Annotated in this window: 17 protein-coding genes; 11 read left to right on the top strand and 6 right to left on the bottom strand. The window is 51.1% G+C overall.

The genetic code is table 11. The features are described 5' to 3' along the window. Together QZ310_RS10000 and QZ310_RS09995 are read right to left on the bottom strand one after the other, a co-directional pair. On the bottom strand, positions 1 to 530 hold a 530-nt coding region (locus tag QZ310_RS10000), incomplete at its 3' end, for a ribonuclease HII (protein ID WP_297072364.1). A gap of 312 nt (positions 531 to 842) precedes the next feature. Next, positions 843 to 1,553 (bottom strand): response regulator transcription factor, encoded by a 711-nt coding sequence (locus tag QZ310_RS09995; RefSeq protein ID WP_297072363.1) that lies wholly within the window; start codon positions 1,551 to 1,553, stop codon positions 843 to 845. Positions 1,554 to 1,817: 264 nt separating this feature from the next. Here QZ310_RS09995 and pyrH point away from each other — a divergent pair, with 264 nt between their 5' ends. Next, on the top strand, positions 1,818 to 2,528 hold the full coding sequence (gene pyrH / locus QZ310_RS09990; RefSeq protein ID WP_297072362.1) for a UMP kinase: 711 nt from the start codon (positions 1,818 to 1,820) through the stop codon (positions 2,526 to 2,528). 62 nt (positions 2,529 to 2,590) lie between these two features. Next, positions 2,591 to 3,148, top strand: a complete 558-nt coding sequence (gene frr / locus QZ310_RS09985; protein WP_297072361.1) for a ribosome recycling factor — start codon at positions 2,591 to 2,593, stop codon at positions 3,146 to 3,148. Between the two features lie 168 nt (positions 3,149 to 3,316). Here the strand turns inward: frr and QZ310_RS09980 are convergent, their stop codons facing one another. Next, positions 3,317 to 3,919: a DUF4254 domain-containing protein gene (locus tag QZ310_RS09980; protein WP_297072360.1), complete on the bottom strand. Its 603-nt coding sequence runs from the start codon at positions 3,917 to 3,919 to the stop codon at positions 3,317 to 3,319. 200 nt (positions 3,920 to 4,119) lie between these two features. Here QZ310_RS09980 and QZ310_RS09975 point away from each other — a divergent pair, with 200 nt between their 5' ends. The 7 genes from QZ310_RS09975 to QZ310_RS09945 all read left to right on the top strand — a co-directional run bounded on the left by QZ310_RS09975 (position 4,120) and on the right by QZ310_RS09945 (position 12,424). Further along, a complete protein-coding gene (locus QZ310_RS09975; protein ID WP_297072359.1) occupies positions 4,120 to 4,899 on the top strand; it encodes a radical SAM protein in 780 nt (259 codons plus the stop codon). Between the two features lie 245 nt (positions 4,900 to 5,144). After that, positions 5,145 to 6,056 carry an LD-carboxypeptidase gene (locus QZ310_RS09970; protein ID WP_297072358.1) on the top strand — a complete coding sequence of 304 codons (912 nt, stop codon included), beginning with the start codon at positions 5,145 to 5,147 and terminating at the stop codon, positions 6,054 to 6,056. Between the two features lie 342 nt (positions 6,057 to 6,398). Further along, positions 6,399 to 6,791: an rRNA maturation RNase YbeY gene (ybeY, locus tag QZ310_RS09965; RefSeq protein WP_297072365.1), complete on the top strand. Its 393-nt coding sequence runs from the start codon at positions 6,399 to 6,401 to the stop codon at positions 6,789 to 6,791. After that, complete coding sequence (mnmG, locus tag QZ310_RS09960; protein ID WP_297072357.1) at positions 6,781 to 8,661, top strand: tRNA uridine-5-carboxymethylaminomethyl(34) synthesis enzyme MnmG; 1,881 nt, start codon at positions 6,781 to 6,783, stop codon at positions 8,659 to 8,661. Before ybeY ends, mnmG begins: the two co-directional genes overlap by 11 nt. Before the next feature lie 386 nt (positions 8,662 to 9,047). Further along, entirely contained in the window at positions 9,048 to 9,566 is a 519-nt protein-coding gene (locus QZ310_RS09955) for an adenine phosphoribosyltransferase (RefSeq protein ID WP_297072356.1), read from the top strand. 132 nt (positions 9,567 to 9,698) lie between these two features. After that, on the top strand, positions 9,699 to 11,510 hold the full coding sequence (gene uvrC, locus QZ310_RS09950) for an excinuclease ABC subunit UvrC (RefSeq protein WP_297072355.1): 1,812 nt from the start codon (positions 9,699 to 9,701) through the stop codon (positions 11,508 to 11,510). A 533-nt stretch (positions 11,511 to 12,043) separates the two neighbouring features. Further along, positions 12,044 to 12,424: a phage holin family protein gene (locus QZ310_RS09945; protein WP_297072354.1), complete on the top strand. Its 381-nt coding sequence runs from the start codon at positions 12,044 to 12,046 to the stop codon at positions 12,422 to 12,424. Positions 12,425 to 12,826: 402 nt separating this feature from the next. Here the strand turns inward: QZ310_RS09945 and QZ310_RS09940 are convergent, their stop codons facing one another. The 3 genes from QZ310_RS09940 to QZ310_RS09930 form a co-directional block, all read right to left on the bottom strand. Beyond that, positions 12,827 to 16,717: a pectinesterase family protein gene (locus QZ310_RS09940; RefSeq protein ID WP_297072353.1), complete on the bottom strand. Its 3,891-nt coding sequence runs from the start codon at positions 16,715 to 16,717 to the stop codon at positions 12,827 to 12,829. A gap of 142 nt (positions 16,718 to 16,859) precedes the next feature. Further along, positions 16,860 to 17,135 (bottom strand): type II toxin-antitoxin system YoeB family toxin, encoded by a 276-nt coding sequence (locus QZ310_RS09935; protein WP_366141973.1) that lies wholly within the window; start codon positions 17,133 to 17,135, stop codon positions 16,860 to 16,862. Continuing rightward, positions 17,132 to 17,383 (bottom strand): hypothetical protein, encoded by a 252-nt coding sequence (locus tag QZ310_RS09930; protein WP_297072351.1) that lies wholly within the window; start codon positions 17,381 to 17,383, stop codon positions 17,132 to 17,134. Before QZ310_RS09930 ends, QZ310_RS09935 begins: the two co-directional genes overlap by 4 nt. A 218-nt stretch (positions 17,384 to 17,601) precedes the next feature. Here QZ310_RS09930 and QZ310_RS09925 point away from each other — a divergent pair, with 218 nt between their 5' ends. Next, positions 17,602 to 18,057 (top strand): PepSY-like domain-containing protein, encoded by a 456-nt coding sequence (locus QZ310_RS09925; RefSeq protein ID WP_297072350.1) that lies wholly within the window; start codon positions 17,602 to 17,604, stop codon positions 18,055 to 18,057. Positions 18,058 to 18,565: 508 nt separating this feature from the next. Beyond that, positions 18,566 to 21,796 (top strand): SusC/RagA family TonB-linked outer membrane protein, encoded by a 3,231-nt coding sequence (locus QZ310_RS09920; RefSeq protein ID WP_297072349.1) that lies wholly within the window; start codon positions 18,566 to 18,568, stop codon positions 21,794 to 21,796. Positions 21,797 to 21,798: the final 2 nt, after the last annotated feature.

Below are 21,798 nucleotides of genomic sequence, written 5' to 3'. Positions count from 1 at the left end.
GCGGCGATGGCTGCGCGGTGGTCGCGGGTGGGGTAGCCTTTGTTGACCTCCCAGTTGTAGCCGGGGTATTGGAGGGCTGCTTTTTCCATGAATTCGTCGCGGTAGGTCTTGGCGAGGATTGAGGCTGCGGCTATGTTGCCGAGCTTGGAGTCGCCTTTGACTACGGTGACGTGGGGGATGTCTTTGTAGGGTTTGAAGCGGTTGCCGTCGACGGCGATTGCACCGGGGACGACGTCGAGTTTGTCGAGGGCGCGGTGCATTGCGAGGATGGATGCGTTGAGGATGTTGATGCTGTCGATTTCGGCGTGGTCGCATGACGCGACGGCCCACGCGACGGCATCGCGCTCGATGATGGGGCGGAGTGCTTCGCGCTGACGCGGGGTGAGTTTTTTGGAGTCGTTGAGGAGCTCGTTGGTGTAGCCGTCGGGGAGGATGACTGCGGCTGCAAACACGGGTCCTGCAAGGCATCCGCGCCCGGCTTCATCACAGCCGGCTTCGAGGATGAAGGGAGTGGTGGAGGAAGGGAGCATGTCTTTAGTTTTTTGTTTTTAGTATAGAGATTAAAGTATAGAGTATAGATTTTTAAGTATAGAGATTAAAGTATAGAGTATAGATAATAGTATTGGCTGTATGGGGAGGAGGGTGATGAGGGAGTAAGTAAGGTGGATGGAGAGAGTAAGGATAGGTGAAGTGAAGAAGGGATAGGGCTTTGAGAGTGAGGGGATAGGGTACTTACACTTAGTGCTCTTCCCTCTATACTCTATACTTTCCCCTCTATACTATAGTGCTTTATCCTCTATACACTTTACTCTCTATACTCTATACTTTACCCTCTATACTCTTTATATGTCCATGAATCCGTAGCCGAGGCCGGAGTGGTTGACGATGTTCTGGCCGTAGACTCCGAGCTTTTTGCGGAGGCGGGAGATGTTGACGTCGACGAGGCGGGGGTTGTTCATGTCCTCACCGGGCCAGGCGGTGGCGAAGATTTCCTCACGGGTGAAGAGCTTGTTGCGGGAGCGCAGGAGGTGGGTGAGGATTGTGAATTCGGTGGGTGAGAGCGAGATTGTGTCGCCGTCGATTATGAGTCCACGGGAATCGACGTTAAGGATAAGTGTGCGGTACTCGATTGTGCGCGAGGTTGCTACGGGAGCGAAATTTCGGTGTCGGCGGAGCACAGAGCGCACTCTCGCCATGAACTCACGGAGCGAAAAAGGTTTCACCACATAGTCGTCAGCACCACTGTTGAGTCCTGCGATAATGTCGTTCTCTCTGTCGAGGACCGTACAGAACACCACCGGGATGTGGCGGGTCATACGGTCGTCCTTCATGCGGTCAAGGAGTTCGAATCCGTCGATTTCACCGGGGAGCTTTATTTCGGTGATAACGAGGTTGAAGGATTCGAGCGGAAGTGTGAGTGCTTCTTCTGCTTGAGAAACCGACACAACACGGTAGCCTTCGCTCCGAAGGTTTGCCTCGAGGAGCGACGTAATGTTTTTGTCGTCATCAACGAGCAGGATTGCTGGTGTTGTCTGTGGTTCTGAATTACTCACGGATGTAGATAGATTTAAAAGAGAAGAAAGGATAATACTAACGGTTGACTGTAATGCAAAAATAAGAACTCTTTATGTTTCTGAAAAATTTGTAACCAAATTGTGTGATGTTTGAAATCAAATTGTCATGAAAAATCGGTGTTAATCTATTATAAAATATGTGTATTTTAAATTTTAGCTGACAATGGTTGGGTAATTGGCGGAATAATGATTACCTTTGTTGATGTAAGCACTTAAAAACAAAAAATCCAACATAAATATACTATGGAACCTAAATACAGAAGAGTCCTTCTCAAACTCAGCGGCGAATCGCTGATGGGCAAGCAGGGCTACGGCATCGACAGTGACCGTCTGAATGAATATGCGCGCCAGATAATGGAGATATGCTCGATGGGCGTGCAGGTTGCGATCGTCATCGGCGGAGGCAATATCTTCCGCGGAGTCTCGGGTGCAGCCAAGGGTTTTAACCGTGTGAAGGGCGACCAGATGGGTATGCTCGCCACCGTCATCAATTCGCTTGCGCTCTCGTCGGCTCTCGATTCGATCGGACAGCCCGCGAAGGTGTTTACGGCGCTCAACATGTATCCCATCGGTGACTACTATTCAAACCGCGTGGCCATCGAGGCACTGCAGCGCGGCGAGGTGGCAGTGATTGCCGGCGGAACAGGCAACCCCTTCTTCACTACCGACACCGGCAGTGCGCTGCGCGGCATCGAGGTTGAGGCCGACGTGATGCTAAAGGGCACACGCGTCGACGGTATCTATACCGCTGACCCCGAGAAGGATCCGACAGCTACCAAGTTTGACAAGATTACCTACGATGAGGTCTACAACCGCGGACTCAAAGTGATGGACCTCACTGCTACCGCGCTCTGCAAGGAGAACCATCTGCCGATTATCGTCTTCGACATGGACACTCCCGGCAACCTCCTCAAGGTCATCAAGGGTGAACCGATCGGAACCCTCGTCTATTAACAGGATGACCGTTCCTGTCACCACTCAATACTTTATACTTGCCACTTAATACTTAAAAATATATGGAACCCTCCGACTACTTAAATCCGGCCGAAGAAAAGATGGAGTTGGCCGTGGCTTATCTCGATGAGGCACTTGCCCACATCCGTGCCGGCAAGGCCAATCCGAAAATTCTTGATTCAGTACGCGTGAGCTACTATGGCACGAATGTGCCTGTGTCGCAGGTCGCTAACGTGTCGGTCCCCGATGCGCGCACCATCACCATCACTCCCTGGGAGAAGCCGATGTTCAAGGAGATTGAAAAGGCTATCATCAATTCCGAGCTTGGCATCACTCCCGAGAACAATGGTGAGATTATCCGTCTGTCGATTCCGCCGCTGACCGAGGAACGCCGCCGTGCGCTCGTGAAGCAGTCAAAGGCTGAGGCAGAAACTGCCAAGGTGAGTGTCCGTAACGCACGCCGCGATGCCATCGACGGTCTGAAGAAGGCTGTGAAGCAGGGCATGAGCGAGGATGTGGAGAAGGATGCTGAGAATGATGTTCAGAAGCTCCATGACCGCTATCTGAAGAAGATCGACGAGCTCTTCGCCGCCAAGGAAAAGGAAATCCTTACCGTGTAAGTGCTTACCCACCGATAAGGGAAGGGCACATAAGGACATAAAATCAGAAGGGACATAAGTTTTTTCAGCTGATTCAAAACACTGAATTTAATTTATGTTCCTTCTGATTTTATGTCCTTATGTACCCTTCTATCTTATGTGTCCTTCTATAATGAGGCACAGTGGGGATTATTTCTTGTAGAGGACGGGGTTGGTGGAGGGGTCGTTGTACATTTTCATCTGGCGGTAGACTTTCATGTACTTGCGGCCGGCGGCGATGTCGTCGAGAAGCTGGTCGATGGCTGTGGTCAGGTCCTGTTCCTGCTGGAGAAGCACATCGAGCTTTGCCTGACACTTTGCGACGTGTTCGGGGGAGGCATCTGTGCGCTCGACCTCACGGGCCATGTGGTAGATTTTCAGAGCGAGAATCGAGAGACGGTCGAGGGCCCATGCGGGGCTTTCGGTGTTGATTGTCGCTTCGGGGAGGGGTGTCACTCCGGAGTATTTCTCACGGAAATAGGTGTCGATTTCCTCCACCATGTCGGTACGGTCCTGGTTCGACTTGTCGATGCGGCGTTTGAGGGCGAGAGCTGCGACAGGGTCGATGTTGGGGTCGCGGATTATATCTTCGAGATGCCACTGCACGGCATCAATCCAGTTTTTGGCGAAGAGAGTGGCTTCGATGCTTCCTTCGGGGTAGGGGTTGGCAACACGGGCGTCGACGTCGTCGGTGACGTGGTAGAGCGCTGTAGTGTCAGCGAAGATTCTGAAAGAGTTGCGTGCGAAATTCATGGGTTATAACTTTTGGTTAAAGTGTGGATAATTAATAAATGCAAAGATGGCGATTTTTATTGTCTAAAACAAAGGAGAGGCCCGAAAAAAATGCTTAATTTTGCTCTTCAGGTGCCTTGAAGGTGTCGTTTCCTTTAGAATTTTAAGGGAATGATGAATCAGGAATCAAGGAACCGCGATATGAAATAAATTTTGAAGAAATGCAGACCGTACTCTTCCATTCAACTATTTTCGGCCCGATCCGGTCGCGCCGTCTCGGAGTCTCGTTGGGTGTGAACCTCACGCCTGACGACGGTAAAATCTGTTCGTTCGACTGCCTCTATTGCGAGGCGGGATTCAATGCGCAGGGGCCGGGAACCACCGGTTTTCCACCGCGCGAACGCGTGGCGCGGCTGCTGGAATCGCGTCTGAAAAACATGAGTGAGGCGGGCGAACCGCTCGATGTGATTACCTTCTCGGGCAACGGTGAGCCAACGCTTCATCCGGAATTCGGAGGGGTGATTGACGATACAATCCGCATCCGCGACAAGTATTATCCTTCGGCGAAGGTGAGCGTGTTGAGCAATTCGACGCGTCTTGACCGCGAGGAGGTGTGCAAGGCTTTGCGCAAGGTCGACAATAATATACTGAAGCTCGACTCGGCCGTCACGGAGACCATGCGATTGATTGACCGTCCGAATAGTCCTGCATTTACGTCTGAGAAGGTCATCGACGAGATTGCTCAGTTCAAAGGGCAGTGCATTGTCCAGACAATGTTTCTGCGCGGAGAGTTCGAGGGCCGGAAGATTGACAATACCACTCCTGAGGAGGTCGATGCGCTCATTGAGGCGTATAAGAAAATCACTCCAAGGGAGATTATGATTTATTCCATCGACCGCAAGACTCCTGCTGAGACGCTCGAAAAAGTTGAGCGTCCAGAACTGGAGAGGATAGGGGAGAGGATTGCAGCCGAGACCGGAATTCCGGTTCAAGTTGCGTAGGAGAGCCGGAGGGGGAGAGACCGGGGATTGGATTGGAGTCGGACAATTTGGACGAGTCGGACGAGTCTGACAGGTCCGACAAGTTTGACTCGTCTGATAATTCTGGCGAGGTGGCCGGAGGATGGTTTGATTGTTGTCCAAGGTCGTTTGGCATACGCGCTACAGCGCGTCCCTACAAAGCTCCGCTATTATCTCTATACTCTATACTTTACTCTCTATACTAAAAAACTCTCTATACTAAAATCATGACTGAGCCTGTAATTACACCGCGTCCGCTTGCCAAGGGGGACCGCATAGCTATAGTGTCGCCTGCGGGGATTATAAAGCCGCAGCTTGTCTACAACTGTCTGCCGGTGCTTGCCGACAGGGGGTGGGTCCCTTACGTCGGTGAGAATACCTTTAACCGTGCGGGAACTTACGCAGGCACGGACGAGGAACGTTACAAGGATTTGGAGACGGCATTGACTGACCCTGACACGCGTGCTATCATCTGCGCGCGCGGTGGCTACGGTTGTGTCCATCTTCTCGACCGGCTCGACCGACTTCCGCTGCGCGACGACCCGAAGTGGATTGTCGGTTACAGCGACATCTCGGCGCTCCATGCGCTCATGACAAAGCATGGGATAAAATCCATCCATGCTCCAATGACGAAACATATAGCGCAGCATCTCGGCAAGGATGACGACTCGCTTCTCCTATTCAGCGAACTCGAAGGTGCGACTCCCGACATCGAGTCGGAGGGACATCCGCTTAACCGTCCAGGCAAGGCCGAGGGGCTGCTGGTGGGGGGTAACCTTGCGGTTATAGCAGGACTGGTGTCGACCCCCTTCGATGTGATTCGTCCGGGACGCATACTTTTCATCGAGGACATTGCCGAACCTATTTATAAAATCGAACGCATTCTCTACACTCTCCGTCTGAGCGGAGCGCTCGGCTCGCTTGCCGGTCTTGTGGTCGGGCAGTTCACCGACTATGCCCCCGACAGAAATTCGGCAAGCATGGAGGAGATGATCTCGCGCATGGTCGAACCTTACGGTTTCCCCGTGGCCTTTGGTTTTCATGTCGGTCATGTCGACCATAATGTCCCGATGATTTGCTCTTCGACCGTGAGACTTGAAGTCGACAGAAATTTTTCAAAGCTCGTGACGATAGGGTAGGGGAGAGGTTTGCCGAAAATTATAAAGAGAATACTGAAAATATACGTTGATAAATTTGAAATGTGTCTGCTATTTTAACAAGGTCTGTTAATTGGCTAATAAAATAGTTGTGGCTTCGAGAGTTGAAAATTCGTGAATAAGTGACCGAATCTTTTGAAATATTCAATTCTCAGAGGCTTAAAATTGGTCTTGAATTAGGATAATATGTTGATTATTAATAATTTAATGTTGATTTTTGGCTGTCGCCAAAGCAGGACATTTAAAAATTTTGACGTTAATTGAAAAATTGATTAACTTTGTAACATGAAGAAAATAGAGTGGCTGACCGATGGCACGACTAAGATGCCCGAATTTGTTGACACCGCACGTCTCGAAAAATGGATTGCTGCGGTGGCGGCCTCACACAACCGCATTGTTGGCCCTCTCACCTATATCTTTTGCGACGACCCGAAAATCATCGAGGTCAACCGTCAATTTCTCAATCACGATTATTTTACAGACATCATCACCTTCGACTATTGTCGCGGGAAGATGATTTCAGGCGATATGTTCATTTCACTCGATACTGTCCTGTCCAATTCAGAGATGGTCGGCGCCACATACGAGCGGGAATTTCACCGCGTCGTCATTCATGGTGTGCTGCATCTCTGCGGAATCAACGACAAAGGGCCGGGTGAACGTGAAATCATGGAATCTTTTGAAAACAAAGCACTAATATTATTAGATGAGATTTGACTATGACCTTGTGGTCATAGGTGCGGGTCATGCCGGATGTGAGGCTGCTCATGCTGCCGCCCGTCTTGGCGTCCGTACCCTGCTTATGACCATTGACATGAACAAGATTGCGCAGATGAGCTGCAATCCTGCTGTCGGCGGTATCGCCAAGGGACAGATTGTTCGTGAAATCGACGCTCTCGGCGGAATGATGGGTATCGTCACCGATGAGAGTGCTATCCAGTTCCGTATGCTCAACCGTTCGAAGGGCCCTGCAATGTGGAGTCCGCGCGCTCAGAGTGACCGTATGGAATTTTCACGCCTCTGGCGAAATATTCTTGAGAATACCCCCAATCTTGACATCTGGCAGGACTCGGCGACATCGCTTGTCATTGAGGATGGACGCGTGACGGGTGTGAAAACCGCACTCGGCGTGGTCTTCAACACCAAGAGCGTCGTGCTTACTGCAGGCACGTTCCTCAACGGACTCATGCACATCGGACCCGTACAGCTTCCGGGTGGACGTGTGGCCGAACCTGCGGCCCACGGCATAACCGAACAGTTGCGTGAACTCGGTTTTGCAACTGACCGCATGAAGACGGGAACCCCGGTGAGAATCGACGGGCGTTCGGTCAACTGGAGCCTCACCACCCTGCAGGAAGGTGACGACGATTTCCATAAGTTCTCCTATCTTTCCAACATACACCGCAAGCTGCGTCAGCGTCCCTGCCACACGGTCTATACCAATCCGGAGACCCATCGCATACTCCGCGAAGGTTTGCCCGATTCGCCGCTCTACAATGGCCAGATAAAAAGCATCGGGCCGCGCTACTGTCCGAGTATCGAAACAAAAATCGTCACCTTCGCCGACAAGAATGAGCATCAGCTTTTCCTTGAACCGGAGGGTGAGGTGACGACTGAATATTATCTCAACGGCTTCTCCTCTTCGCTTCCGGTCGACATTCAGATTCGCGCTCTTGAAACCGTCCCGGCACTTAAGGATGTCCAGATTTACCGTCCCGGCTACGCCATCGAATATGACTTTTTCGACCCGACTCAGCTCTACCATACCTTGGAGACAAAGATGATTTCCGGCCTATATTTTGCCGGTCAGGTCAACGGAACCACGGGTTATGAGGAAGCTGCAGGGCAGGGATTGGTCGCAGGAATAAACGCGGCATTGAAAATCAAAGGTCAGGAGCCTTTCACTCTTGCCCGTGACGAATCGTATATCGGTGTGCTCATCGATGACCTCGTCACCAAGGGTGTCGACGAGCCTTACCGCATGTTCACATCGCGTGCGGAATACCGCATACTTCTTCGTCAGGACGATGCCGACATGCGTCTCACTCCGCGCGGCCATGCCATCGGTCTCGCCACTGATTACCGCTATGAAATCATGGAGAGCAAGCGCCGTCAGCGCGACGCGCTGATTGAATTCTGCAAGGAATTTTCGGTGAAGGCAGCGTTGATAAATCCATATCTCGAAAGCATCGGAGAGCAGCCGTTGAAGCAGGGAGTGAAGCTCTACGACCTCGTGTTGCGTCCCGCTCTCAACATTCATATTCTTGCCGAAGGGATAGAGCCGTTGGCCGATTTCCTTAAGAATGAAATCGAGGAGGAGCGCCGCGAGGAGATAATCGAAGCTGCCGAGATTCTTATAAAATATCAAGGCTACATTCAGCGCGAAAGTCAGATTGCCGATAAGCTTCGCCGTCTCGAAAATCTGACTATCCGTGGAAAAATTGACTATTCAAAACTGACTTCCCTCTCGACTGAGGCGCGTCAGAAACTTGAAAAAATCAATCCTGAAACAATTGCCCAGGCATCGAGAATTCCCGGTATTTCGCCTGCCGACATCAATATCCTCCTGCTCCTGATGGGACGCTGAAAAGCGTGTTTCACGTGAAACAATTCCGGTAAAATTACAGCAAAAATTTCCGCAAAAGCTGCGATTATGCAAAGCGTCATTCGTTAGAATTGAAAGCAGTCCTGTCAAAAAAAAGGAATGCGGAAAGAGGTCGGATTGAAGTTCGCCGGAATTAGATTTGCCAGATTGAGATTCGTCGGATTGAGATTCGTCGGATTGAAGTCCGCCGGAATTAGATTTGCCGGATTAAGATTCGTCGGATTGAAACCTGCCGGATTGAAGTTCATCGGGCATACGTGCTACAGCGCGTCCCTACAAGCCATCGACCGACAACCCAAAACTAACAACTGTCAACTCAAAACTCACAACTCCCAACTGAAAACTTTAAACTTAATACTTATAAAGAAATGGAATATCTAAAGCGACGCATCCGCGATGTCTATGACTTCCCTCAGAAGGGCATCATCTTCCGCGACATCACCACTCTCCTTAAAGATCCCCGTGGACTTCACATCATCGGCTGGGACCTTTCACAACTTTACCGCGACAAAGGTGTTACTAAGGTTGTAGGCATCGAGTCGCGCGGCTTCATCGGAGGCTCCATCCTTGCTTTCGAACTCGGTGCAGGATTCGTGCCTGTCCGCAAGCCCGGCAAACTTCCCGCCGACACAATCAGCACTTCCTACGACAAGGAATATGGCAAGGACGTGATCGAAATCCACCGTGATGCAATCACTCCCGATGACGTTGTCGTTATCCATGACGACGTGCTTGCTACCGGTGGCACTATGGCCGCTGCCTACGAGCTTGTGAAGTCAATGAACCCGAAGAAAATCTATATCAATTTCATCATCGAGCTCCTCGATCTCAAGGGCCGTGAAAACCTCCCTGCCGAAGCCGAGGTGACCTCGTTGATTACATATTGATTCATCGAACGGATACAATTCACAGTTCCTGAGTCTGCACGTTTATTGTAGACTCAGGAACTTCATCTGAAACCGTGCCGACGGATTCAACAAACGCACGGAAACACCCTCTAAACGTCCTTACTGTTCACTATGGCCAAGCATAAGAAATCGGCCTCGCTGACCGAGAAAATATCCATCCTGCCAGACACCCCCGGAGTGTATATGTACTACGATTCCGAGGGAACGGTCATCTATGTAGGCAAGGCCAAGAATCTGAAAAGGCGTGTCAGCTCATATTTCAACCGCACCCACGATTCGCTCCGCACCAATCTTCTTGTGCGGGCCATCGTCGATATGAGCTATATTGTGGTGCCTACCGAGCAGGATGCACTCAACCTTGAGGCATCCATGATAAAGGAGTATCAGCCGCGCTATAATGTGCTTCTGAAGGACGATAAATCCTACCCCTGGATAGTGGTGACCAACGAGCCGTATCCGCGAGTTTTCATGACCCGTCAGCGCATCAAGGACGGGTCGAAATACTATGGACCGTACACCGACACCGGCTCCGCGCGCGCCACTCTCGAACTCATCAAGAAGGTCTATCAGGTGCGTTCCTGCCGTCCGCCGATGACTCTCGAATGGGTCCGTGCGGGCAAGGGCCGTCTCTGTCTTGACTATCATCTGAAGCGCTGCAAGGGGTGCTGCACAGGGCTTATCTCGCCCGAGGACTACAACCGCGACATCGACAAAATCCGCGCCATTCTGCGCGGCGAGACGGGCGAGCTTCTCAACTATCTCCGTGGCGAGATGGAGAAGCTTTCGATGGAATTGCGCTTCGAGGAGGCGCAGGAATTGAAGGAGCAGTTCGACCTCATCAAGCGTTATCAGGCCAAGAGTGTCATCGTCTCCCAGACCATCGAGGATATTGATGTGTTCGGTATCGACGATGAAGAATCGGATGTCTACATCAACTATATGCACGTCCGTCGTGGAGCCGTCGTGAAGTCTGTCACTCTCGAATTCAAGCGCCGTCTCGACGAGTCGCGCGCGCAGCTTTTGGGCTATGCGATGTCGGAGATTTCCGAGTCGCTCGGCATGAAATTTTCCGAGGTGATAGTGGCGGAGGAACCCGACGTGGAGATGCCCGATGTCAAGTTCATAATCCCGCAGAGAGGCGACAAAGCCAAGCTGCTGGAGGTGTCGGAAAAGAATGCCCGACAGCATCGCGTCGATAAAATCAAGACCATGGAGAAGCGCAATCCGGAGACGAGAACCGACCGGATACTGACGCGCATGATGTCGGATTTCCACCTCTCGGAACTTCCGAGGCACATCGAATGTTTCGACAATTCAAACATTCAGGGCACGAATCCTGTGGCATCCTGTGTGGTCTTCAAGGACGCAAAACCGAGCAAGAAGGACTACCGACATTTCAACATCAAGACCGTCGTCGGACCCGACGATTTCGCTTCGATGAAGGAGGTGTTGACGCGGCGCTACACACGCCTTGTCAACGAAGATCAGCCCCTCCCGCAGCTCATCGTTGTGGATGGTGGTAAGGGTCAGTTGTCGGCGGCTGTGGAGGCTCTCGACGATATGGGACTGAGAGGAAAGATTGCCGTTGTCGGCATTGCGAAGCGTCTTGAGGAAATCTATTTTCCGGGCGACAGTATTCCTCTCTACATTGACAAAAACAGCGAGACGCTGCGCGTGGTGCAGCATCTGCGCGACGAGGCACACCGCTTCGGAATCACCCATCACCGCGACCGTCGCAGCAAGACTCAGGCGGTATCGGAACTTGATGGAATCAAGGGTGTCGGCGAGAAAACGCGCACTGCATTGCTGACTCATTTCAAGAGTGTGAAGCGTCTGCGCGAGGCCGACCTTGACACCATTGCCGACGTTGTCGGCCCCTCAAAAGCATCCATTGTCTACGGTGCTTTGCATGGCGGAGAATAAGAGAATCGAGGCGGTTTCGACAGGCTCGGAGCGGGTGGGTTGGAGTGATTGATCTTGCATACTTGCGGCATTGTTTGGTGGATTTAGGGGCGGCTGTTTGGTGGATTTTGGGGCGGCTATTTGGGGATTTAATATGTGAATTTTTTTTGCGGGAGATTTGCATTATCGCAGTAAAAACCGGGGTCCGGAATATTAACTTTGCAATGTCGGGAATGTAGTTTATTTGGCATAGCGGTTCATCGGGATGCGAGAATATTATGGGGAATCGGTTAAGGGGCCGATTCAAAATTTGGGTCAAAATCCGAGTCAAATTTGGGTTAAAATTCAAGTCAAATTTGATTCAAATCCGATTCAAATTTGATTTAAAATCCGATTCAAAATCCGTGTGAATTTGGTGCATCCAAAGTTCATTTAGCATACGCGCTACAGCGCGTCCCTACAGCCAAAACTATTATCTATACTCTATACTTTAACCTCTATACTAAAAAATCTATACTCTATACTTTAATCTCTATACTTTAAATTTTAAAGCAATGAAAATGCTTCTCCTCGATTACTTCTGTGTGCTTCTCGCGGTTCTTGCCGACCTCATCAGCGGGGTTAGGAAAGCCAAAATGAGAGGCGAAAAATGCACCTCTTCCGGGCTTCGCCGCACGGTCGACAAGATAGGTCGCTACTATCTCGCGCTCTTCTCCATGACCATTATTGATGCGCTACTGATTGCCTCGCTCCACTATCTGAAAAGCTCCGGAGTAAACCTCATTCCGCTCTTTCCCTACCTGACATCTTTCGGTGCCTTGGCGCTCGCTCTGATAGAGGTCAAGAGCATCTGCGAACGCTCGGATGAGAAAGGCGACCTCCGCACCACTGTCGCCCAACTTCTCGACCTCCTTACCCGTCTCCGCCTCAAATAGTGAATGCCGCCTTATCGGTCCTCGCGCATGGTAAATTCATGTCAAAACACGATGTGTCGTAACCAAACCCCAATATCATAACCAAACGACAATGTCCTTGTAGGGACGCGCTGTAGCGCGTATGCCCGATGAAATAGTAAACTCCATGAGAAAATCAAGAGGTACAGAAATTCAAAAATGACAGAAATTACAGGCGTTTTTCAAAGCAGATTTGATTAATTCATCAAGTCTACGGTAGCTGAAAAAACATCTGTAATTTCTGTTATTTTTGAATTTCTGTACCCCTTTAATTACAAGGGTAATTTCTATTTCATCGGGCATACGCGCTACAGCGCGTCCCTACAGACGGCATGTCCGGCTTGCCTGTCGTGGGGCGTGGCCGGACAGCCGTGGGGATTAATTTTAGCGCTTGATCTTAAGCGTTGCCGGAGCAATCGTGCGGGAGCTGAGACGGAGCAGATAGAGGCCGGGAGCGAGGTGTTCGAGTGAAGTCTCGCGGGCCGATACGCGGAGCGAATCCATCAGTCTGCCGTCCATTCCATAGACCTCAAGGTTTGCACCGATGGCCTCGTCGCCGGTGGTGAGAGTGTGTGTGAAGCTGTCGTAGGAAACCTCAGTTCTGACGATGACACTCTCGATTCCGCTCTGTCCGAAATCGTTTGTCATAAGCTCACCCATGAGCGAATTCAGATATACTTCAAGGGCTGTATAGCCTTCTGAATTGAGAAGATTGTTGTCGGCAATCTCAGGGTTGAGATTGTTTTTCTTCTCCCATTCATCGGGCATACCGTCGCCGTCGGTGTCGGTCGGTACAGTGTAATTCTTGTCATACTCATAGAAGCCCTCGACGTCGTTCTCAGTGTCGATAATACCGTTGTTGCCATGGCTGCCGGTTCCGTTCTGCACGTCGGCTGCCACTCGGCGTTCGACTGCATCGCGGTTGACTGTACCTGCTTTGGCTACAACTGTCTTGAAGGCATCCTCTGCACTCTCGAAGTCATAGAGCATGTATTCCTCGGGGACATACTGACCGTAGGGCTTGACAACGCTGTATCTGTACCACGGAGTCTTTGTCACGATGCGCTCGTCGACACGGATGTCGGAGAGACTGTAGGTCTCCGCTGCCATTCCCTGCCAGTTGTCGGCTGTGGCGTTGGCGATACCCTCGGCGATGTTACCGTTAACATACCACTTCGCGGGACCCCATGAGGTGGCACCGGGACGGGCGTAGCTTGAATTCACGAACTCTACCTTCGACTTATCCGAAACGGGACCGGGCTTGTAGTAGTTGTTCATGAAGTTACATTCGTGGGCCGAATTGTTGCCGTTGAACTTGGAAATCTCAGCAGTGTTCTCACCGCCGTAGCATCCGCCGCGTTTTCCGTAGTTGTAGTTGACGTTGTTGACGTATTCCATGAACACCACATAGTCCTCGCCACGCGCGCCGTTCAGACGAGGTGAGCGGCTGTTGTTGTGGGCAAGAAGATTGTGGTGGTATGTGGCAGGCGAACCGCCCCACTGGCAGCCGTAGCCACGGGCACCCTTCGAATGTCCGGCGTCATAGAGACCTTCGTGGACCATCGAATACTGGACGGTGAGGAAGTGGGAATCGGCGGTGTTCATATTCTCCTCGACCGACCATCCGAACGAGCAGTGGTCGATGATGAAGTTCATGCAGTTCTCGGCTCCGAGAGCATTTGCGGCAAGCACATTTCCCTTGACATCTTTCTGTCCGACACGGAAGCGGACATTGCGCACGATGAAGTTTTCAGAACCTCCGAAATTGACTTTGTTGTGGGTGATGACGATGCCTTCGCCGGGTGCGGTCTGTCCAGCGAGAGTCCAGTCGGAACGCTTGACACGCATGTCGGAGTTGAGCACGATTTCACCGCTCACCTCAAAGACGATTGTGATGGGTTCGCCGGGATACTGGTTGAAGGCCCAGCGGAGTGTACCCTCGGAATTGTCATCGGCGAGGCTTGTCACCTTGACCACCTTTCCGCCACGGCCACCGGTTGCATATTTGCCGAAACCTTCAGCGGTCGGGAATGCGAGGGGACGGACATCTTTGGGGACGTTTACGGCCTCTGAGGTCACGCCGTGGCGTGAAACCGAAGCAACGCTATAGTCTGTTGCCGAAGTGCCGTCAGAAAGCTCGAAAGTGCTGTCGGCGGTCATGGCGACGAAGTTGCCGTTGAGACGGATGATGTAGGCTACGCTTGCATCATTGCCTTCCCAAGAAATCGAACCTGACGAAACTGAAAAATTAGTAGGTGCGGGCGCGCCTTCGAGGATGCCTGCGAAATCAAAGGGCACGTCGGATAATTCAGAGAACAGGAATTCAGGATTCATGTAGGCCTTCACCTCAGCCTCTGTAGCTTGGTGGCTGAAGGATACGCGTCCTGAGGTAGCAATCGGGTTTCCGGCTGCATCAGTGTTGCCGTATTCATAGAATGAAGCTGTGTTCTCGCTTCCGCTCCAGTCTTTCCAGCCGAGAGCATTGATATGGGAGCCGAGGCGGCAGTTGATGAACATTGTGCCGGCATCCTCTTTCCACGGGCGGCCGAGGTAGTATTTGCCGTCAGCAACGCCCTCTTCAGCCTTGATGTCGCAGTTGCGGAAGAAGAGACCTGCGCGGAATTTCGACTCCGAGAGTTCGGGATACATGCGCTGCGAAAGCACAAGGCGCGAGTCGGAAGGAGCCGCGATATAGCCTCCCCCATTCAAGCAGAGGATGGTGCAATTTTCGAACCATTCGAGACCGCTGTCATAGATGAAGTCTGTCGCGCCGGAGATGGTGCAACCGGTGAAATATCCGCGTGAACCTCCTGCGGCTTTGTAGGTATCCTGATAGCCGGAGATGATGCAGTTCTTGAAGACATGAGCATCTGCTTCGGTGTAGAGTGCTTCGGCTCGGCCTACATTTCCGGCAGTGTTGCGGATGGTCAGGTTCTCGGCATAGAAGCGCGGGGTATAGACGTTGAGAGCGCTGCAGTCGTAGTATTGGCTGATGCTTCCGCTATCGCGGTCCTTTGACGATGTGAGGATGGTTGTTGCAGCGTCAGCGCCGATGAGCGAGATAAACTTGTCGTGCTTCTGGCGGGTGCCGCAATAGATGTTCTCGTCATAGACACCGGGAGCAATGTAGATGATGCCACGGTTGCCGTCGGGCACGGCGTCGATCGCAGCCTGGATGGTGGTGTGGTCGCCTGAGCCGTCAGGGTTGACGTAGAGGAGTGTGATTTCCGCATCGTCGTCGGGGGCGGGAACCGCGGGCTGTTCGGGTTCATCGCCTCCACCTTCAAATCCGAATTTCGAGAGGTCGGTCAGCTCGCCGACAGCTCCGACGGGATTGGCTTTGGCGTAGGCTGCAGCTTCGGCAGTCAGTTGGTCGCCGTAGATTTTGAGCTTATGGACACGGGGAGCCTGACGCTGTGCGAGCGGGTCGATTGTCTGCCATGAGAAGTCTGCTTTCTGCACCTGCGAATCGCTGTTTGCAGCGCCGTCGCCGTCCCAGACTCTCCAGCGGAGTGAGACATCTTTCTTGTCGATGACATTCTCCATGAAATATCCCTGGTCAGAGAAGATGGTGTAGCCAGACTTGTGCTTCTCCGAACCCATCCATACGAGGGGTTCCCAGTCGCCATCGCCGACCTTGATGTCACACTTGATACCGCGGCCCCATGAGGTTGATGACCATGACCACTGTATGCGTTCGACGTAGGGGATGTGGTCGATTTCCATCCATCCGTGGAGCGATGTCACGCCGTCTTCGGATGGATTGCGACACATCTGTACGAATCCGGCCTCGCCTTTGACGGGCTTGCCGTTTTCAAACACGATGTTGTCTTCAAGATAGGTCGTGTGGCCGGGCTGCTTCCAGTCGTTGTAGGTTGTCGCGTTCTTGTCTTCGTAATACTGGCGTGAGAATGCTGCCGTAGCGGCCGCAAGTCCGTTGCTCGAAGCGGTGGTGGCGAAGGTGCAGTTGTGGAATAGAATCGGATAGTTCACGCCTTCCGAGCCGATAGCCGGAGTTGTGAGGACGGCGTTGACATAGACACCCGATGCGAATTCCGGACATTGCATTCCGGTGCCTGAATTGCCCCATGTGTTGGGCCAGGAGGTGTCGGAAAAGTTGATGTCGATGATTTTCGGGGAGGTTGAGGTGTCGGTCCATTTCTCGACAATGCACGATGGATCTTTTTCGCCCGGTTGCTGGGCATAGAGGTCCACACTTTGCCAACCTGCTGCTACGAGAGCCCCCACTGCAAGATAGCGGTAGATTTCTTTCATAGGTAGGATTTTAGGTGGTTTATTAAAAATGTATTTCTTAACTTTAAATTCTTTTGCAAATATATTAATTATCTGATTTATTGCCAAATCCCACCCTGCGGAGATGTCCGCATTTTAAGAATGATTGTGAATTTACCGCAGCCTATTTGTCGTTGTAATGGCCTTCAAGTTCAATTACCATTACCATGACCTTATCATCATAAATATCATATATAATCCGGTCGTGAGCGCTTATATGACGTGAATAAGTCACGTCTCCTCCTCCTTTCAGCGCTTCTGGATGGCCTGTGCCCGTGCGTGGATGCTCCATGAGTTCATGGAGTATCTTTAGTAGTTTCTTATGCAGGAATGGATTGGATTTTTTCCACTTCCCGATAGTTTTGCTGACTTTTGGGTGAAAGTTTAGGCTATACATCAGAGAGAGTTGAAAAATTCATCGAGTTCTTCATGAGTGCTGCATTCAATGCATTCATGGTTGCGGTATGCTTTGCGTGCCTCATTGATTTTTTCCTGCAATTCGGGTGTGACAGTGAGTTCATCCTCGCTGACGGGGATGATAGCATATAGCTGCTTGTTTCTGCGGATGAGGATGCTTTCGCCATTATCCACCCGGTTGAGAGAGGCGGCCATGTTGTTTCTGAAATTGCTTACGCTTATCGTATTCATCTGTCGGTCATTTTTATTGCAATGTAAAGATAGTTGTTTTTACTCATACAAACAAAAATTATGTACAAAAATATGTACATATTTATGGATAGTTAATCTTCCCGTCATTATCAAGCTCCTTGTTGATATAATTTCACAGTTGGAGTGAACTTTAGTTGTCGCCGGAGTGTTTGACTGAAAGTTAACAGTTACTCACAATTTTTCAAATTCATAAACTGATGAAGAAGTTCTATCTATTGCTTATGGTGTGCGTGTTTTCATGCGTTGCATGGAGTTGTTCGGATAATGACGACGACGATTGGGATGTGCCCATCTCGATTTCCGACCTTCCTATCAACACTCAATCCTTTATTTCCACATTCTATCCCGGCGAAAGGGTAGTTAAAGTCACAAAGGAGATCGAACATGACACATTGAAGTATGAGGTTGAATTCGCCAGCGGTCTGGAAATTGAATTTGATGAGTATGGCGACTGGACTCATATCGAAGCTGCCAAAGGTCAGCGCATCCCGACGGGTGTCGTGCCTGAAATCAGCGAATATGTGGGTCTGCATTTCGGAAATATGGGCATCCACGAGATTACCTATAAGTATTGGGGTTATGAAGTGGAGCTGCTTGACGGTACCGAGCTTCTTTTCGATTCTGATTTTACATTCATCGGCTACGACAGCTAAACTTAAAAATACATTTCTGCCTGACTTTGCAATAAAAACCGGGCCCGGATTCAAAAAAGCGTTTGAATCCGGACCCGGTTGCCTTTTTGTATAGCCTACACGATGACGCATATCCATAGAGTTGCCTGATTTGTCGGTTATAGGGGGATTTTGGTAGGTAAATGGTGGTATTTTGAAAAATGGAAAAAGTCTGTAAAAGAATAAATATGTATAATTGTGTTAAATTAATTTAACTTTTGTATTATATTTTATTAACAATTGGGGGGGGGTAATTTTTAGGTTTTAATAATTTTTATTCGTTCCTTTGCAACACGTTAGTGTATCAATTTGCTATTTTAATCAGTTTAATTGTTGCAAATCGTCACAAAACTACAGCCTAAATACTACATATTATACATTCTCTCCATGTTGTAGGTACAATAAGCCAATAAAATCAAGATATGAGTATTTAATATTTTTTTGTTAAGAAAGTTTTATCGCAGTTTATATATGTTTAATTCCAATTAGTATGAAAAAGCTATTTTTCTTGCTGATGACAGTCCTCGCGGTCACGCTCAGTGCAAGCGCTCAGACCAGGACCGTAAGAGGTATTGTCATCTCCGGCGACGACGAAGAACCGGTCGTTGGAGCTTCCGTGATGGTAGTGGGGACCCAGTTGGGTGCCAGCACCGATGTTGACGGTAAGTTTTCAATTCCCAACGTGCCTCAGAGTGCCAAGTCGCTTCGCGTAAGCTATGTGGGTATGACTTCACAGGATGTGCCTATCACCAAGGGTGAGATCCGCATCGTTCTCGGTCTTAATTCCGAGCTTCTCGATGAAGTCGTCGTGACCGCCCTCGGCATCTCGCGCTCGGAAAAATCCCTCGGCTATTCGGCCACTCAGGTCAGCTCAAAGGAGATTGAGAGCGCCCAATCCAGCAATGTCATGCAGGCTCTGCAGGGCAAGGTGGCCGGTCTTCAGATTCAGGAAACATCAAGCGCTCCGGGTGCCGCACCCAATGTCAATATCCGCGGTCTCGGTTCTATCAACGGCAGCAATCAGCCCCTCTATGTGGTCGACGGTGTGCCTTTGCAGAACAGCTCATACTCCGGTCAGGGCAATGCAGTGTCGACCGGCGGTGTGACCAATATCTCCCCCGACGACATCGCCTCGCTCACCGTCCTCAAAGGTGCTGCCGCCACATCGCTCTACGGTTCGCGCGCGGCCAACGGTGTCATCATCATCACGACCAAGAGCGGAAGCAAGGGTGACGGCAAGAACTACTCCATCACCTACAGCGGCAACGTCGAGGCTTCGCGCGTGGCTTTCCTCCCCGAGATGCAGAACAAGTGGGGACAGGGATGGAACGGTAACCAGACCTATATTGAGAACGGTTCGTGGGGTCCCGCGCTCGACGGCAGCCGTCAGGTCTACGGTCCCATCTGGAACCACCAGCAGCTCATCCACACCTATGATGCCAAAAAGAACAATGTCCGCGACTTCTTCGACACAGGCTGGTCGCAGAAACACAATGTGGCCCTCAGTGGTGTCAGCAAAGACCAGGCGATGACCTACTATCTCTCGTATGGTTTCGCAGGTGTCGACGGAATGATTCCCACCGACCAGGACTCCTATCGCCGCAACACCATCTCCTTCCGTGGCAGCTATCAGCCCGAAAAATGGATCAAGGTCTCGAGTTCGATGAACTTCGCCAACTACCGCACGAAGACAGTCGGCACCTATCAGGGTACTTCAGTGATGGACGGTGTGCTTGAGATGCCCCGCGATGTATCCATCGTCGACATGAAGAACCTCAGCAGCCCCTTCAACACTCCGGAGGCCTATTTCACTCCCTACGGTATCACCAACCCCTACTGGGCGCTCAACAACAACAAATTCGAGACCTACGGCAAGCAGATTTACGGCAAACTCCAGCTCGACCTTATGCCGGTCGACGGTCTTACGCTCACCTACCGTTTCGGTCTCGACTATTCGGACTACGACAACAAGATGGGCTATCCCCAGATTGCACTTGACGATGCCCTTATCGACGAGGACTATGGCTATGCTCCCAGCAACATGAACCAGGCAGGCTACGTATATGCTTACTACCGCCGTGCCCATGAGCTCAACCATGACTTCCTTGCGAACTACAACAAGAAATTCCTTGACAACCGTCTCGATGTCAACGTCACCGCAGGTGTCAATGTCAACGAGCGTTACTCGACCTATCTCAGAGGCCAGTCCGACGACCTCGCCATCAACACCGGCTACTGGCAGCTCGGCAACGGTGCCACCTGGACCACCCTCGGTGAAGGCCAGACCAAGCGCCGTATGGTCGGTCTCTTCGGCTACCTCTCGCTCGGTTGGGACGACTTCCTCTTCCTCGATGTCACAGGCCGCAACGACTGGTCATCCACCCTTCCCATCAACAAGAATTCATTCTTCTATCCCGGTGTGACCCTCAGCGGAATCTTCACCCGCTTCATCGAGGACAAGAGTGTGCTCTCGTTCGGTAAGATCCGTCTCGCCTACGGTAAGACCGGTAACGATGCCGATCCCTACTACACTTCGACTAACTATTCCCAGGCCTACACCAACGGTTACTATGGAAACTATATCATCCAGTTCCCGTTCAATAGCGTCAATTCCTTCATGGCCTCGAATACCTCCGGAAGTAATACCCTCCGTCCCGAGATGACCTCGGAGTTCGAGGTCGGAACAAACCTCAAGTTCTTCAACGGCCGCATAGACCTTGATGCAACTTACTACAACCGCGTCACTGACGACCAGATCTTCACCCTCCCGATCGACCCTTCTACCGGTTTCAGCTATCAGGTGACCAACTTCGGTAAGGTCCGCAACCGTGGTGTCGAACTCATGCTCAACACCATCCCTGTCCAGCTCCCCAACTTCCAGTGGGAACTCGGTCTCAACTTCTCGGTCAACCGCAACAAGGTGCTCTCCATGCCTGAATCGCTCGAAGGCGGAAAGGTCAATATTTACAATTTCAGTGCCGGCGACGATGCTGTCTACATGTATGCCGAGGAAGGCAAGCCTCTCGGAACATATTACACCTATCTTCCCCAGTTCGTGACCGACAAGGACAGCCCCTACTATGGCTCTCCCATCGTCGATTCCCACGGTCAGCCCGTGATTTCCGATGAGCTCCAGTACACCGGCTCAACCATGAATCACAAATGGACCGGTGGCGTGACCACCTCGTTCACCGCCTACGGTGTCACCCTCAGCGCAGCTCTCGATGTCCGTTATGGAGGCAAGATGTTCTCGCGCACCAAGAACCTCATGCAATTCACCGGCAACGGTGCTGTCACCGGCTACAACGAACGCCGTCCCTTCATCATCCCGAACTCGGTCGTTGACAACGGTGACGGAAGCTATTCGGAGAACACAACTCCCATCTACATAGCCGACAGCAGTTACCAGACCTATTTCAATGACTATGGCTGGGGTAACGGTGGCATGGCTTATCTCATCAACCGTACCTACGCCAAGCTCCGCAACATCTCCCTGAGCTGGAACGTGCCCTCAAAGTGGCTCAGCAAGATTTATCTCAAGGAACTTGTCGTGACCGCCTACTGCAACAATGCCTTCATCTGGACTGCAAAGGACAACCGCTATGTAGACCCCGAGACCACTTCTGTGACCTCCTACGGTGACCTTGCCTACGGTTTCGGTGAGCTCTATTGCAACCCTTCGAGCCGCACATTCGGTCTTAACCTCAAAGTTAACTTCTAATA

Source organism: uncultured Duncaniella sp. (genome assembly GCF_910577345.1).
Classification (GTDB): Bacteria; Bacteroidota; Bacteroidia; order Bacteroidales; family Muribaculaceae; genus Duncaniella.
This window is presented reverse-complemented; position numbering and strand designations above follow the sequence as displayed.

Bases quoted from the DNA above. Each gene is read 5' to 3' on its own strand.
- QZ310_RS09955 (WP_297072356.1), top strand. From the start codon at position 9,048: ATGGAATATCTAAAGCGACGCATCCGCGATGTCTATGACTTCCCTCAG.
- QZ310_RS09980 (WP_297072360.1), bottom strand. From the start codon at position 3,919: ATGAATTTCGCACGCAACTCTTTCAGAATCTTCGCTGACACTACAGCG.
- QZ310_RS09940 (WP_297072353.1), bottom strand. From the start codon at position 16,717: ATGAAAGAAATCTACCGCTATCTTGCAGTGGGGGCTCTCGTAGCAGCA.
- QZ310_RS09945 (WP_297072354.1), top strand. From the start codon at position 12,044: ATGAAAATGCTTCTCCTCGATTACTTCTGTGTGCTTCTCGCGGTTCTT.
- QZ310_RS09930 (WP_297072351.1), bottom strand. From the start codon at position 17,383: ATGAATACGATAAGCGTAAGCAATTTCAGAAACAACATGGCCGCCTCT.
- pyrH (WP_297072362.1), top strand. From the start codon at position 1,818: ATGGAACCTAAATACAGAAGAGTCCTTCTCAAACTCAGCGGCGAATCG.
- QZ310_RS09925 (WP_297072350.1), top strand. From the start codon at position 17,602: ATGAAGAAGTTCTATCTATTGCTTATGGTGTGCGTGTTTTCATGCGTT.
- frr (WP_297072361.1), top strand. From the start codon at position 2,591: ATGGAACCCTCCGACTACTTAAATCCGGCCGAAGAAAAGATGGAGTTG.
- QZ310_RS09975 (WP_297072359.1), top strand. From the start codon at position 4,120: ATGCAGACCGTACTCTTCCATTCAACTATTTTCGGCCCGATCCGGTCG.
- ybeY (WP_297072365.1), top strand. From the start codon at position 6,399: ATGCCCGAATTTGTTGACACCGCACGTCTCGAAAAATGGATTGCTGCG.
- QZ310_RS09970 (WP_297072358.1), top strand. From the start codon at position 5,145: ATGACTGAGCCTGTAATTACACCGCGTCCGCTTGCCAAGGGGGACCGC.
- mnmG (WP_297072357.1), top strand. From the start codon at position 6,781: ATGAGATTTGACTATGACCTTGTGGTCATAGGTGCGGGTCATGCCGGA.
- uvrC (WP_297072355.1), top strand. From the start codon at position 9,699: ATGGCCAAGCATAAGAAATCGGCCTCGCTGACCGAGAAAATATCCATC.
- QZ310_RS09920 (WP_297072349.1), top strand. From the start codon at position 18,566: ATGAAAAAGCTATTTTTCTTGCTGATGACAGTCCTCGCGGTCACGCTC.